Below are 13,882 nucleotides of genomic sequence, written 5' to 3'. Positions count from 1 at the left end.
TGAGACCGCCCCATCCGGGGCCTAATTGGGAGAGACACGCCAATGAAGGTGCTTGTGCCTGTGAAGCGCGTGATCGACTACAACGTGAAAGTTCGTGTGAAAGCGGACGGATCCGGTGTCGATCTTGCAAACGTAAAAATGTCGATGAACCCCTTTGACGAGATTGCCGTCGAAGAGGCTATTCGCCTGAAAGAAGCTGGTAAGGCCGACGAGATTGTCGTCGTGTCGATCGGCGTGAAGCAGTCGCAGGAAACGTTGCGCACGGCTTTGGCGATGGGCGCAGATCGCGCCATTCTGGTGGTCGCGGCTGAAGATGTTCATAACGACATCGAACCGCTGGCGGTTGCGAAGATTCTGGCGAAGGTCGTTGAGGAAGAGCAGCCGGGCCTCGTGCTAGCAGGTAAGCAAGCGATCGACAACGACATGAACGCCACCGGCCAAATGCTGTCGGCACTTCTGGGTTGGTCGCAAGGCACTTTCGCCTCCGAGCTGGACATTGACGGTGACAAAGCCGTCGTGACCCGTGAAGTGGACGGCGGCCTTCAGACCATCAAGGTCAACATGCCGTCGATCATCACTGTCGACCTTCGTTTGAACGAGCCGCGTTATGCGTCGCTGCCAAACATCATGAAGGCGAAGAAAAAGCCGCTGGACGAAAAGACCGCCGCCGATTACGGCGTCGACGTCACGCCGCGCCTTGAGATCGTTTCCACCACCGAGCCCGCAGCCCGTGCCGCCGGCATCATCGTTGGTTCGGTCGACGAATTGGTAGAGAAACTCAAAGAAGCGGGGGCTGTATAATGGCTGTTCTTCTTCTCGCAGAAGTCAACAATGGCGAACTGGCGATGGATGCCACCGCCAAAGCTGTCACCGCCGCCAAGGCTTTGGGTGACGTGACTGTTCTGGCCGCTGGCGCATCCGCCGCTGCCGCTGGTGACGCCGCCGCGAAAATCGATGGCGTGTCAAAAGTTCTGGTAGCCGAGGACGCATCGCTGGGTCACCGCCTTGCGGAATCAACTGCGGCGCTGATCGTGTCGCTGGCAGGAGATTACGAGCATATCGTCGCCCCGGCCACCACTGACGCCAAAAACGTCATGCCCCGCGTGGCCGCACTTTTGGACGTTATGGTGATCTCGGACGCGTCCGGCGTTGTCGACGGCAATACGTTCGAGCGTCCAATCTATGCCGGTAACGCTGTTCAGACCGTGAAGTCGTCGGATGCGAAGAAGGTTATCACCTTCCGCACCTCAACGTTTGACGCTGCTGGCGAAGGTGGTTCGGCCTCAGTCAAAACCATTTCAGCTGCCGACAATCCCGGTCTGTCGGAATGGGTTGAAGACAAGGTTGCCGCAAGTGATCGCCCCGAGCTGACATCGGCTGGCGTCGTTGTATCCGGTGGTCGTGGCGTTGGATCCGAAGAGGACTTCAAACTGATCGAAGCACTTGCCGACAAGCTTGGTGCCGCCGTTGGCGCGTCGCGCGCTGCCGTTGACTCGGGCTATGCCCCTAACGACTGGCAGGTGGGTCAGACCGGTAAGGTTGTCGCGCCGGATCTGTACATTGCGGTTGGTATCTCAGGCGCCATCCAACACTTGGCCGGTATGAAGGACTCGAAGATCATCGTTGCAATCAACAAGGACGAAGAAGCACCTATCTTCCAGGTTGCAGATTTCGGACTGGTTGCTGACCTGTTCGATGCCGTCCCGGCGCTGACCGAAAAGCTCTGATCGTTTCTGTCGCAATCAGACAAAGGCCCGCCCTAACCGGCGGGCCTTTTTTCATTTCACACCCCCATCTTCAGAGAATGCGATCCACTGCATCATGAAGGACCAGGCTGGCCCTGCGGTGGGCAAAGGTTCCAAGCATATCGCGCGTGGCGCCTTCTTCCATATCAGCATAAACCAGCCCTTGCCGTCCGTCCTTCAACTCTTGCTCAGTTGGTACAATTTCAACCACTTCCCGTACGAACGGCGCAATTTCTTGCATCATCTGCTGATCGACAAACAGGGGGTCGGTGCCGTGAATGCCACCTAAGCCCCCATCCCTGATCCGGTGATCAGCAAGCCAAAGCAATAAGATGTCGCTGTCGAGTTTTGAGATCAGAAGCTTCATCCGCGCGACCCACGCGGTGCGTAATTCTTTGACGACCAAAGCAAATCGGTCTGCTGATGTGTCATGCAGTGCGGTCAGAAGATGACGCGTAAAATTGAACTCTGTAAAATCAATCTCGCCAAACAGCTCTTTCAACTGGTTCGAGGCGCGCAGAAACCTGTCATTGCGCCGGGGATGGACAGCATAATACCGGTTCGACATGTTATGCGCGCCCAGTACCTGAAGGACCGTTACTTTGGCTTTGTTGCTAAGGGTTTGGACCCCGTGATCATGCAGAAATGCATCCACACCGGCATTCTGGCAGCCAAAATTGGCCACTTGCGTTCCCAAGGTCAATTGCAACAAGTCGGGATAGGGGTGTTCAACGTACTTGCCATAAGTTTCAGTCCCACCCAACACCGCAATGAAGGGTGCAGCTAGTTTCTTTTTGGGACCACGAAACAAGATTTTCGACGTGCCATATCGGCACAATTGATAGTTCAAGGGGCCCTTGCCCAAGGTGTCGTAAGCCATTCCACCCACTCCAGTAATTCTCACCCAAGCCGATGATTCGCACAAAGCGGTTTCCAATTGGCTAATCTTCAAATGCAGCAAATTTCCTTAGGATGCGCTTAACCCTTGCACGCCCGCCGCACCGCCGCATACTCTGCTGGCAGACAACGAAAGGGACGAGATGAGCATCGAGACGATTGGCATTGTGGGTGCCGGGCAAATGGGCAACGGAATCGCACATGTGATGGCACTGGCTGGTTACGAAGTCCGCTTGAATGACATCAGTCAGGACAGTCTGGATGCGGCGATGGCCCGGATCGCGAAGAACATGGAACGCCAAGTTTCGCGCGAGGTAATCTCCTCGGATGATCGCGACAAGGCGATGGGTCTCATTTCGACCACCATGAAGTTGCCCGACATAGGATCGACTGATCTTGTCATCGAGGCGGCAACTGAAAACGAAGCCCTGAAAAAGAAGATCTTCGACGGTCTTCTGCCCCACTTGAAGCCGGACACAATCCTGACATCGAACACCTCGTCTATCTCGATCACGCGCCTGGCCAGCGGCACGGATCGCCCGGAACGGTTTATGGGGTTTCACTTTATGAACCCAGTCCCTGTGATGCAGCTTGTTGAACTGATCCGCGGCATTGCTACGGACGAACCGACCTTCAAGGCGTGTCACGGTGTTGTTGAGCGGCTTGGCAAAACGGCCGCCAGCGCCGAAGATTTCCCGGCCTTCATCGTAAATCGCATCCTGATGCCGATGATCAATGAAGCCGTCTATACGCTGTACGAAGGCGTGGGCTCGGTCAAAAGTATCGACACGTCATTGAAACTGGGTGCCAATCATCCAATGGGGCCGCTTGAGCTGGCCGATTTCATCGGGCTGGACACCTGTCTTGCCATTATGAACGTGCTGCACGAGGGACTGGCCGACACGAAATACCGTCCCTGCCCATTGCTGACCAAATATGTGGAAGCCGGTTGGTTGGGTCGCAAATCGAAACGCGGTTTTTATGATTATCGCGGTGAAACTCCTGTGCCAACACGTTAGCCGTGTCGCGCGGGGTCGCCCCTATTTGCCATCGCCCAGCGAGAGCGTGTGCGCACGCAGCCAAGCCATGAAGCCACGCGGGTTGGTTTGCACGCTATCCAATTGTTCGTCCGTCAGTACCTTGCCGATAACCGGGCGCTGCGGACGGTTGCAGCTTTTTACGATCTCGTGCAGCAGCAATGCCTGCCGCAGGGTAGCCGACAGGTAATTGGCCATCTGATACCAACGTGTATTTGCGCCCGGGAAGAAGATCGGCACGACCTTTGCGCCTGACCGGCGGATCAACTGCGCGGTAAATACATTCCACTCCCGTTCGATCACCGGCCCCAGAAGCGTGTCAGATGACGCGACAACACCGGACGGGAAAAGTGTGATCAAGCCGCCCGCCTTAAGATGCGCCATCGTTTGGGCCCGCATCACAACCATCTTCTGTTGCGCGTTTGGTTCATGTGGGAAAGGCACCGGGATCATGTAAGATGATGCAACCTCATCCAACCCATCCAGAACAGACCGGGTCAGAATGCGGTAATCGTTGCGTCGACGCCCGATCAATTCTGCCAGAACCATGCCATCCACCAAACCGTGTGGATGGTTGGCTACCACGATAACGGGACCATCGTCCGGAATATTTTGAAGCTGCTCTTCCGGCGTTTCGATGGCAATACCCATCACCTCGAAACAGGCGCCCCAAAATGCTTGGCCTTTGGGCGCGCCACGCTTTTCAAGGCGGCGGACCATGCGCAAGATGGATATCTTGCCCGTGAACCATTCCAAGACCCGGATTATCCACGACTGAAGCGGGTTATTCAGAGAGTTGGCATAGCTAAGACTGCTGCGATCATATTGGTCGTGGGACAGGGGTTCCTGCCCACCATCGACCACATCGCTTTCAGTATTGTTCACTAGGTTCTGTCCCATTCTCAACACGCAGCATGCGGCTTACATGCCTTCTCCGAACTTATCGGCAATCAGGTCGTTCAGGGCATTCATCAACTCGGCGGCTTGTGGACCTGACGTTTCAACATGTATCTTGGTGCCCTGCGAAGCGGCCAGCATCAAAAGACCCATGATCGAGTCACCTTCTGCATCAATCCCATCTTTTGATACGCGCGCAGAGGCGTCGTGGTTCTCAACTGTATCAACAAATTTGGCGGATGCACGCGCGTGCAGCCCTTTTACGTTGATGATCTCCAAATCGCGGCTCGTGCTCATACCTTACGCCTCCTGTATACCATCAATACAGTCGATGTATTTGCGACCCGCTGCAAGCGCCTTGCTTGTAGACATGTCGATCGGAAGATGTCGTGTCTTGGCAAGTTTCACCAGCATGGGAAGGTTGGCGCCATATAGGATTTTTCGGTCTGCTTTACTGCAGGCCGGAAGCGACAGATTGGCAGGCGATCCGCCAAACATATCGACGACCACCACCACGCCGTCGCCTTGATCAACCGCATCTGCTGCATCCGAAATTTCGTCGCGCTTGTCGTCTCGATCACATTCCGCTGCAGTTGATATGGCGCGCACACCCGGTTGCTTGCCGACGACATGTTCGACAGCGGCCAGATATTCCCTAGCAAGCCCGCCATGCGCGACGATCACGATACCGATCACGCTCGTTACCCCAACTGCTTTGACGCCTGCCCCGTTTCGGCCCGGCGTTCCAATTCCCGATGTCTAATTGACACTTGCCAGCCCTTCTGTGCAAGCGCCTTTGCCAATCTTTCCGTTAGGGCAACAGAACGGTGTTGCCCTCCGGTACAGCCAAACCCAATCGCCAGATGCGATTTCCCCTCGTCCCCATATGCTGGGATCAAAAACTCGACCAGTTCAGAGACGCGCGTGAAAAATTCTTCGAACCGCTCATCTTTAGAAACATAGTCAGCAACTTCCGCGTCGCGCCCATCCAACAGACGCAGCGCCGGCTCCCAATGCGGGTTGCGCAGAAAGCGTGCGTCCAGCACCATGTCGAGCCCCCGCGGCACGCCACGTTTATATGAAAACGAATGAACCGAGACAGCCAAGTTTTCTGCGCCGGACTGCGACAGCCATCGCATAAGCTCTTCTTTTAGATCGTGCGGTGACAGTTCCGAGGTGTCGATCAGCACATCCGCGCGTCCCCGAACAGGAACCAGCAGCTCAATCTCGCGGGTGATTCCATGATCAGGTGTTTCCGCAGGTGCCAGCGGGTGGCGGCGGCGCGTTTCCGAATAGCGACGGATCAACACATCGCGCGAACAATCCAGATAGAGCACTTCTACGTCATGCGTATGGTCTTCGCGCAGATCTTCAATCGTCTGCAGCATCATCTCGGTCGAAAAATCCCGATTTCGCACATCGACGCCCAGCGCCAAAGGATGGTCCAAAGCTGGTCCGCTCAGGACCCGACCGATCAACGACAGCGGCAAGTTGTCGATGACCTCATATCCGATATCTTCCAGCACTCGAATTGCTGTCGTCCGGCCCGCGCCCGAAGGCCCGGTGACCAGAACAACTTTCTGTCCGGTATTGGTTTTATCATCTGTCATCATCGTCGCCTATTTCGGCGCGGCATACCTGCCGCCCTGCAGCAAATGGTATATGGCACTGGTGAAATAGGGCGCGTCAACCCGCAAAACAAGGTCGATATCACATCCGGCCACAGTTGTGACCCGATGTGATCGCGGAAGACGCTCAAGTTCGCTTTCTGACATATCAATGACAAGCTGTAGCCGGGCAGAGGGCACCCAGGGCACGTGAATCAGCCCCACACCACGCGCTTCGATCACACCTTGCAGACGATCCGGGGCCAGCACTTGCACAACACCGTTCTCTGCCACCACTCTGCTCAGGTCATCCGCGACAAGTTTTGCGCCAAGTCCGATGAGTTCCAATGCCAAAGACGACTTCCCTGATCCTGAAGGGCCAGTGATCATTGCTGCCGAATTTCCGACGGCGACTGTGGTGGCGTGGAAGCTGTGCGGTTCGGCCATGCCTTCGACGGTCAAACCGGCAAACCAACCACAAAACGCGCACCCAGCGGATCCGAGGTCACATCAGCGTCAGTCGGGCGGATGTTTTCTGCCCAGATCACGCCACCATGCGCCTCGACGATCTGTTTTGAGATCGCCAGACCAAGGCCTGAATTGTTGCCAAATTGGTTTTCGGGGCGTTCTGAATAGAAGCGCTTGAAAATCTTGCTCAATGCCTGCTCGGGAATGCCTGGTCCGGTATCCTCGATGACCACCAATACGCGGTTTTCACGTCGGCGAACCCAAACGCGGATGGCGTCCCCTTCGTCGCAGAAGCTCAGCGCATTGGTGATCAGGTTCACAAAAACCTGCGCTAGCCGTGCCTCAAGTCCCCGGATGAAAATCGGATCAGGTGGCAGATCAGTAATGAACTCAACGCCCTTGTCGCTGCCTTCGTTGCCCAGATATTCTGTCAGGTTGTGAAGCATTTTCAGAAGGTTGAACTCTTCCTCTTCCTCCTTCACCAACTCGCTGTCCAAACGCGATGCGTTTGAAATGTCGCTGACCAGACGGTCCAACCGGCGCACGTCATGGTCAATAACATCCAGAAGCTTGCCGCGATGTTCGTCTTTCTTGGCCAGACGAAGTGTGCCGATGGCAGAGCGCAAACTTGCTAAAGGGTTTTTGATCTCGTGCGCCACATCCGCCGCAAACTGTTCGTTTGAATCGATCCGATCATACAGTGCGGCGACCATACCGCGCAGCGCGCCAGACAGGCGGCCGATTTCATCAGGGCGGGCAGTTAGGTCGGGAATGCGGACACGTCCAGTGCGCACGCTGTTGGTATCTTTATCGCGCCCCAACTCGGCCGCGGCTGCAAGATCCGACAAAGGGTTAGCAATGGTCGACGCCAAAACTAGGCTCAAGCCAATCGAAACAAGGATCGCGATGACAAACATCTGCAAAAGCTGCTCGCGTTCAGCCCGGACCAGTTGGTCCAATTCGCCTGTGGCGCTGGTGATCGCCACCACGCCAGCGGGCACGCCACCCTGCAAAATCGGTGTTGCGACAGAAAAGACCGTGCCGCCGTTTTCGTCCACACCGTTCGACACCCGCGTCGAGCCGTTCATGGCACCGGGATACAGCGTCCGCGCCATCACTTCGGTGTCCAAGGGCATGGATTGACCATCCCCTTTTGCGATGATGCCGGAAATTCCTTCCCAAACCGCGTTCAACAGATCGGTGATGATCGTCGATCCCACGTCGCGCCTTAGCCCATCAACAGGCGTCGGCTCGGCTTGCGGCACCCCAACGGACCGCGCCAGCAACGCCCCGCCTGCATCGAAAACGAAGACCTCTAGCCCGACTGGCAACTGCAAATCAGAAAGCGTTTCAGCGTAGTTGGGTGCGACCTGCTCGACCGGAGGGGCAAGTTCTGGCGCGACTTCGCCCTCAGGCAACAACACGTCGTCAGCCTCTGTGGTGGCGGCAGCCTGAATATCGCTGACTTGTTCCAGTTGGGCTTCGAACACATCCGCGATCAATTCAGCTTCAACCACCAGACCGCGTTCCCGCTGGATCAGAAGGCTATCGCGAAACGGATTCAGATACAGCACGCCGGCAACCAAAACCACCAAACCCAGCAGGTTGAAGGTGATGATTTTTCGCGCCAGTGGCGACCGATTGATCGAAATCAGACCCCGTTGCGCACGCTTGTCACGCAGTTCAAAGTCCATCTCGCCGCTTGGCGAGACCCAGTCTTCGCCCAGAACAAGATCACTTCGGGATGTGGCTTTGGTGTCCTTCACCTTTGTCACCATCTTGTCAAACGCACGCCGCGCTATTCCTCGTTATACCGATAGCCAATGCCATAGAGCGTTTCGATCGCCGAGAAATCATCATCCGCGGTGCGCATCTTTTTGCGCAGACGCTTGATGTGGCTGTCGATGGTTCTGTCGTCGACATAGACCTGATCGTCATAGGCGACGTCCATCAATTGATCGCGGCTTTTGACAAAGCCCGGTCGTTGCGCCAGCGCCTGTAGCAGCAGAAATTCGGTCACGGTCAGCGACACATCCTTGCCCTTCCAGGACACGGCATGGCGCAGTGGATCCATGGTCAATTCTCCGCGAATGAGCGATTTGCTTTCTTCCACGTCGCCCGCGTCATCCTTGGCAATCACTTCTTGCCGCCGCAGAAGCGCGCGGATGCGTTCAACCAGAAGCCGCTGGCTGAAAGGCTTGGTCACGTAATCGTCGGCGCCCATGCGAAGACCCAGAACCTCGTCAATCTCATCGTCTTTCGACGTGAGAAAAATCACCGGCATGGTTTTGGTTTTCTGGCGCAGACGCTGCAACAGGTCCATGCCATCCATCCGGGGCATTTTAACGTCCAGAACGGCCATGTCCGGCATTCGCTGCATGAACGCATCCAATGCACTCTGACCATCGTTGTAAGTTTCGACTTCGAAGCCCTCGGCCTCGAGTGTCATTGCGACGGATGTCAGGATGTTCCTGTCATCGTCCACCAATGCGATCCTCGACATAGGGGTCTCCTTGCGCTGCTCGTTTCAATTTTGTTTTGCGTCATTGTCCTGTTTTCGGTCATGCGAATCAACAACGAACTGCGAATCGACCATCGAAGTGTGTGTGCGTCAGACGTTTTGCGCAAAATGCTGGCGAATTTAAGGCATTATTTCCCGACGCCTGCCGCAAGATGATTGCGCAAACACGTGCTTGGTTGCGCTAACTGCGTTAAAGCGACCTGTTCCATTTGAAAGCCACCATGTTATAGCGCGCTTATCAGCCCTCGTTCACATGAGGGTTGGCGCGCGTGGTGGGTGCCACGCGGTCTCATGTGAAACCTATATACGCCGGTGAATGACGTGCCGGTGACAGGAGCAAAATATGACCACTGGACGGGTAAACCCAGAACGCCGCTTGGAAGATCAAGGCATCACGGGGTTGGGCAATGTCTATTACAACTTGATGGAGCCTGCTTTGATCGAAGCCGCGCTGGAGCGTGGCGAAGGGTCTCTGGGTCAGGGCGGTGCATTCCTGGTCACGACCGGCAAACACACCGGCCGCTCACCGCTGGACAAGTTTGTTGTCAAAACGCCCAGCGTCGAGCCCCACATCTGGTGGGAAAATAACCCGCCGATGGACCCTTCCAAGTTCGATGTTCTGTATGACGACATGCTCGAGCATATGAAGGGCAAAGACTACTACGTTCAGGATCTGTTCGGCGGCGCAGACCCTGCCTACCGGTTGGACGTCCGCCTTGTGACCGAGCTCGCATGGCACAACCTGTTTATTCGCCACATGTTACGCCGCCCTGACCGTGAAGAATTGGACGAATTCGAACCCGAGTTCACAGTCATCAACTGCCCGACCTTCAAAGCCGACGCAAAACGGCACGGCTGTCGGTCAGAAACCGTCATCGCAATGAACTTCGATCGGAAACTTATCCTGATTGGCGGAACTGAATACGCGGGCGAAAACAAAAAGTCGGTCTTTACACTTCTGAACTACATGCTACCGGAAAAGGGCGTGATGCCCATGCATTGCTCGGCCAACCATGCCACCGGGAACCCCGTCGACACTGCGATTTTCTTTGGCTTGTCGGGTACCGGTAAGACCACCCTTTCCGCTGATCCGGAACGCACGCTGATTGGTGACGACGAACACGGCTGGTCAGACACCGGCACCTTCAATTTCGAAGGTGGCTGCTACGCGAAGACAATCAACTTGTCCGCAGAAGCCGAGCCGGAAATTTACGCCACGACCAAAAAGTTTGCGACAGTTATCGAGAATATGGTCTTTGACGAAGAGACCAAGGAACTCGATTTCGAAGATGACAGCCTGACGGCCAACATGCGTTGCGCTTATCCGCTGCACTATATCGCCAATGCGTCGAAGACGGCTATCGGCGGCCATCCGAAAAACATCATCATGCTGACCTGTGATGCATTTGGCGTATTACCGCCGATTGCGCGCCTGACACCGGCACAAGCGATGTATCACTTCCTGTCAGGCTTCACGTCCAAAGTGGCTGGCACCGAAAAGGGCGTCACCGAACCCGAGCCGACATTCTCGACCTGTTTCGGCGCGCCTTTCATGCCGCGTCGTCCCGCCGAATACGGCGCGTTGCTGCGTGACAAGATCGCCAAACACGGCGCAACCTGCTGGCTGGTCAATACCGGTTGGACCGGGGGTGCTTACGGCACCGGATCGCGCATGCCGATCCGCGCGACACGTGCGCTGCTGACTGCAGCATTGGACGGTTCGCTTGCCAAGTCGGACTTCCGTAAAGACGACAACTTCGGCTTTGAGGTGCCAGTGACCGTTGAAGGCGTGCCAGACCTTCTGTTGAGCCCGCGCCGCACGTGGCAGGATGCAGCGGCTTACGACGCGCAGGCCGAAAAGCTGGTCGATATGTTCGCGAAAAACTTCGTTCAGTACGAAAGTGACATTGACGACGACGTCAAAGCCGTCGCAATCGGATAGAACGCCCTACAAATCAGTCAAAACGCGCTCCGAACTGGGGCGCGTTTTTTTGACATCTGGGATTATCCTAACAGACCTTTGCGGATCAAGTTCAGACCCGCCACGGTCAAGACGATCAACGTCACCCGCTTGAAAGTCGCCTGCGGCATCCGATCATGCACCAATCCCCCAAGAACCATCCCCGCAAGCGATGGTGGTAGCATTGAGACTGATAGTGGGATTGTTGCGGCGTTCAGGACACCAGACTTAATATGCGCGAAGAATAGCACCACCGCGCCCAGCCCATAAATGACGCCCTGTACCCTCATCTGCTCGGATTTCGGGGTATCAATGGCCGTCAGGTAGGCAATGGTTGGTGGGCCCCATATTCCCGAGATGCCACCAGACACGCCCGCTAAGCCCCCGATCAGACTTTCATCCCGAACCCGGTTTGCGGGTCTCAGCTTGGGTTGCCAACCACTGAGTTGCAGTAGGCAGAACGCCACAACTGGCACGCCGATGATGATAAACAGCAACGACTGCGAAAGCGCCGTAACCAGTTGGGCGCTGAGCGCCAGGAACGCCAGGAGTGAAATCAGGAACACGCGAAACTGCCCTACAGCTTGCCAAGCCGCAACCAACCCATGGCGGAAAGCTTGGTATCCGTTGGTAACAAGCGTCGGCACGATCAGTCCGGCCAAAGCCACCTCGGCTGGCAACATAGTCGCCAAGCCCGAAATCATGATCAACGGCATCCCAAATCCAACCGTTCCCTTCACAAAGCCTGCAAAAAGAGCAACCAGCGCTGCGAACAGAAGCGTAATTAGCGGAAGCTCTGACACTAATCCCATGGGATCCAATCCTGTTTGCATTCTTTGTATCGGAGCGGATATGCGGATGCAGCAGCTAAATCCTTGCGTCACTTTTGTTCGTTTTCGATATATTTTCCGTCTTTTTATTGCGCTGCACCTGCAAAAGGATTATTTCTCTGCAGGTGCGAAATGGTCGAACGAATCCCGGCCGCAGCTGTAACAGGAGACAGTGATGACAGGTGCTCTGATCGACAATCTTATGACCCTCACGACGGATGCGCTGGTGCCGGTCGAAACCGTTTTCGAGGCCGCTAAGACATCGGTGCGCGAAATGGTTGCAGATGGCGATCGGATATCCGGCTCGAAGCTCGAGGAACAACAGGCGGCCGCGCACGCGCTGTCTTGGTTTGCGACCTATACCGAAAGCCTGCGCCAGATGAACGCATGGGCCAACCGCCTGAATGACTCCGGTCAGTTGGGCGAGATGGAGAAGCTTATCCTGCAGATCGCTTTCGGAGAATACCTTGCGCAGATGACCGGCGGCATCATGATGAGCCAAAATGAAATGGCGCGCCTGTCGGATATGGGCTTGGACACGAGAGCCTTGGACACCGACGCCGTTAACACGCTTATCGCTGGTGGCAACAGCCAAGCCGCGCGCACGCGGTTGGTCGCGTTGATGCGCGACAATGCGGGTCACGCGACCTTCGGCACTTCCGGCCTTGATGAAGAACTTGAGATGATCCGCGAAACCTTCCGTCGTTATGCCGACGAACGGGTCACACCCAACGCGCATGAATGGCACCTCAACGATGACTATATCCCGATGGAGATCCTTGAAGAACTGGCAGAAATGGGCGTGTTCGGCCTGACCATCCCAGAAGAATACGGCGGGCTGGGTCTGTCGAAAGCTTCGATGGTCGTTGTATCCGAAGAGCTTTCGCGCGGCTATATCGGCGTCGGCTCGTTGGGTACGCGGTCTGAAATCGCAGCAGAACTGATCCTTGCGGGCGGCACTGACGCACAAAAGGAACGGTGGCTTCCCAAAATATCGTCAGCCGAAATCCTACCCACTGCCGTATTCACCGAGCCGAACACAGGCTCGGACCTTGGCAGCTTGCGCACCCGCGCCACCAAGACCGCCGATGGCGATTATGAAGTGACCGGCAACAAGACCTGGATCACCCATGCCGCGCGGACGCATGTCATGACACTTTTGGCGCGGACCGACCCGAATTCGACCGACCACCGTGGTTTGTCGATGTTTCTGGCCGAAAAACAACCCGGCGACGACGAAAACCCGTTTCCGACCGAGGGCATGACCGGTGGCGAGATCGAAGTGCTGGGTTATCGCGGCATGAAGGAATTTGAGCTTGGCTTTGATGGCTTCAAAGTGAAAGGCGAAAACTTGCTGGGTGGCGAGGAAGGTCAGGGCTTCAAGCAACTGATGAAAACCTTTGAGGCCGCCCGCATCCAAACCGCAGCCCGCGCGATTGGGGTCGCGCAGAATGCGTTGGAAATCGGTATGCAATATGCCGAGGACCGTAAGCAATTCGGCAAGTCGCTGATCAACTTCCCGCGCGTTGCCAATAAGCTGGCGATGATGGCCGTCGAAATCATGGTCGCCCGGCAACTTACCTATTTCGCGGCATGGGAGAAGGACCACGACCAGCGCTGCGATTTGGAAGCGGGTATGGCGAAACTTCTGGGGGCCCGTGTCGCGTGGGCCTGTGCAGACAATGCGCTGCAAATCCACGGCGGCAATGGGTTCGCGTTGGAATACCAGATCAGCCGTGTGCTGTGCGACGCCCGCATCCTGAACATCTTCGAAGGGGCTGCGGAAATTCAGGCGCAGGTGATCGCGCGTCGCTTGCTGGGCTAGAGTAGCACCGGAAGTCGCTCGCGACTATACGCTTGCGTATGGAATGCAATGACGATAGCTGTCAGTACGCTACCGTATGGTTATCTGGAGCTGAG

The 13,882-nt window shown here is 56.0% G+C and carries 14 protein-coding genes; 5 read left to right on the top strand and 9 right to left on the bottom strand.

The window, feature by feature from the left end; all coding sequences use genetic code 11:
• The first annotated feature begins 42 nt into the window (after nucleotides 1-42).
• Both K3556_RS02070 and K3556_RS02065 read left to right on the top strand, forming a co-directional pair.
• The gene (locus K3556_RS02070; RefSeq protein ID WP_260518080.1) at nucleotides 43-801 is read left to right on the top strand and encodes an electron transfer flavoprotein subunit beta/FixA family protein; all 759 of its coding nucleotides are present in this window, start codon (nucleotides 43-45) and stop codon (nucleotides 799-801) included.
• Nucleotides 801-1,727, top strand: coding sequence for an electron transfer flavoprotein subunit alpha/FixB family protein (locus K3556_RS02065; RefSeq protein WP_260518079.1), 927 nt, complete (start codon nucleotides 801-803; stop codon nucleotides 1,725-1,727). Before K3556_RS02070 ends, K3556_RS02065 begins: the two co-directional genes overlap by 1 nt.
• A 70-nt stretch (nucleotides 1,728-1,797) precedes the next feature.
• On the opposite strand, the gene K3556_RS02060 is transcribed toward K3556_RS02065, so the two are convergent.
• A complete protein-coding gene (locus tag K3556_RS02060) occupies nucleotides 1,798-2,625 on the bottom strand; it encodes a DUF6473 family protein (protein ID WP_260518078.1) in 828 nt (275 codons plus the stop codon).
• 160 nt (nucleotides 2,626-2,785) lie between these two features.
• Here K3556_RS02060 and K3556_RS02055 point away from each other — a divergent pair, with 160 nt between their 5' ends.
• Nucleotides 2,786-3,661 (top strand): 3-hydroxybutyryl-CoA dehydrogenase, encoded by an 876-nt coding sequence (locus K3556_RS02055; protein ID WP_260518077.1) that lies wholly within the window; start codon nucleotides 2,786-2,788, stop codon nucleotides 3,659-3,661.
• A 21-nt stretch (nucleotides 3,662-3,682) separates the two neighbouring features.
• Here the strand turns inward: K3556_RS02055 and K3556_RS02050 are convergent, their stop codons facing one another.
• The 7 genes from K3556_RS02050 to K3556_RS02020 are packed head-to-tail and all read right to left on the bottom strand — an operon-like array spanning nucleotide 3,683 to nucleotide 9,154.
• Entirely contained in the window at nucleotides 3,683-4,579 is an 897-nt protein-coding gene (locus K3556_RS02050; protein ID WP_260518076.1) for a lysophospholipid acyltransferase family protein, read from the bottom strand.
• A gap of 21 nt (nucleotides 4,580-4,600) precedes the next feature.
• Nucleotides 4,601-4,873, bottom strand: a complete 273-nt coding sequence (locus tag K3556_RS02045; RefSeq protein ID WP_260518075.1) for an HPr family phosphocarrier protein — start codon at nucleotides 4,871-4,873, stop codon at nucleotides 4,601-4,603.
• Between the two features lie 3 nt (nucleotides 4,874-4,876).
• On the bottom strand, nucleotides 4,877-5,272 hold the full coding sequence (locus K3556_RS02040; RefSeq protein WP_260518074.1) for a PTS sugar transporter subunit IIA: 396 nt from the start codon (nucleotides 5,270-5,272) through the stop codon (nucleotides 4,877-4,879).
• Between the two features lie 5 nt (nucleotides 5,273-5,277).
• A complete protein-coding gene (gene rapZ / locus K3556_RS02035) occupies nucleotides 5,278-6,186 on the bottom strand; it encodes an RNase adapter RapZ (protein ID WP_260518073.1) in 909 nt (302 codons plus the stop codon).
• A gap of 9 nt (nucleotides 6,187-6,195) precedes the next feature.
• Entirely contained in the window at nucleotides 6,196-6,630 is a 435-nt protein-coding gene (locus tag K3556_RS02030; RefSeq protein ID WP_260518072.1) for an HPr kinase/phosphorylase, read from the bottom strand.
• Between the two features lie 11 nt (nucleotides 6,631-6,641).
• Entirely contained in the window at nucleotides 6,642-8,429 is a 1,788-nt protein-coding gene (locus K3556_RS02025) for a sensor histidine kinase (protein WP_260518071.1), read from the bottom strand.
• A 20-nt stretch (nucleotides 8,430-8,449) separates the two neighbouring features.
• Nucleotides 8,450-9,154 carry a response regulator transcription factor gene (locus K3556_RS02020; protein ID WP_260518070.1) on the bottom strand — a complete coding sequence of 235 codons (705 nt, stop codon included), beginning with the start codon at nucleotides 9,152-9,154 and terminating at the stop codon, nucleotides 8,450-8,452.
• Between the two features lie 361 nt (nucleotides 9,155-9,515).
• On the opposite strand from K3556_RS02020, the gene K3556_RS02015 reads away from it, so the two are divergent.
• On the top strand, nucleotides 9,516-11,114 hold the full coding sequence (locus tag K3556_RS02015) for a phosphoenolpyruvate carboxykinase (RefSeq protein ID WP_260518069.1): 1,599 nt from the start codon (nucleotides 9,516-9,518) through the stop codon (nucleotides 11,112-11,114).
• Between the two features lie 62 nt (nucleotides 11,115-11,176).
• Here the strand turns inward: K3556_RS02015 and K3556_RS02010 are convergent, their stop codons facing one another.
• Complete coding sequence (locus K3556_RS02010) at nucleotides 11,177-11,944, bottom strand: sulfite exporter TauE/SafE family protein (RefSeq protein WP_260518068.1); 768 nt, start codon at nucleotides 11,942-11,944, stop codon at nucleotides 11,177-11,179.
• Nucleotides 11,945-12,137: 193 nt separating this feature from the next.
• On the opposite strand from K3556_RS02010, the gene K3556_RS02005 reads away from it, so the two are divergent.
• Nucleotides 12,138-13,787, top strand: coding sequence for an acyl-CoA dehydrogenase family protein (locus K3556_RS02005; protein WP_260518067.1), 1,650 nt, complete (start codon nucleotides 12,138-12,140; stop codon nucleotides 13,785-13,787).
• Nucleotides 13,788-13,882 lie beyond the last annotated feature (95 nt).

This window comes from Aliiroseovarius sp. M344, assembly GCF_025140835.1.
In the GTDB taxonomy this organism is placed as follows: Bacteria; Pseudomonadota; Alphaproteobacteria; order Rhodobacterales; family Rhodobacteraceae; genus Aliiroseovarius.
Note: the sequence above shows the minus strand (reverse complement) of the source record. Positions and strands in the feature narration are given on the sequence as shown.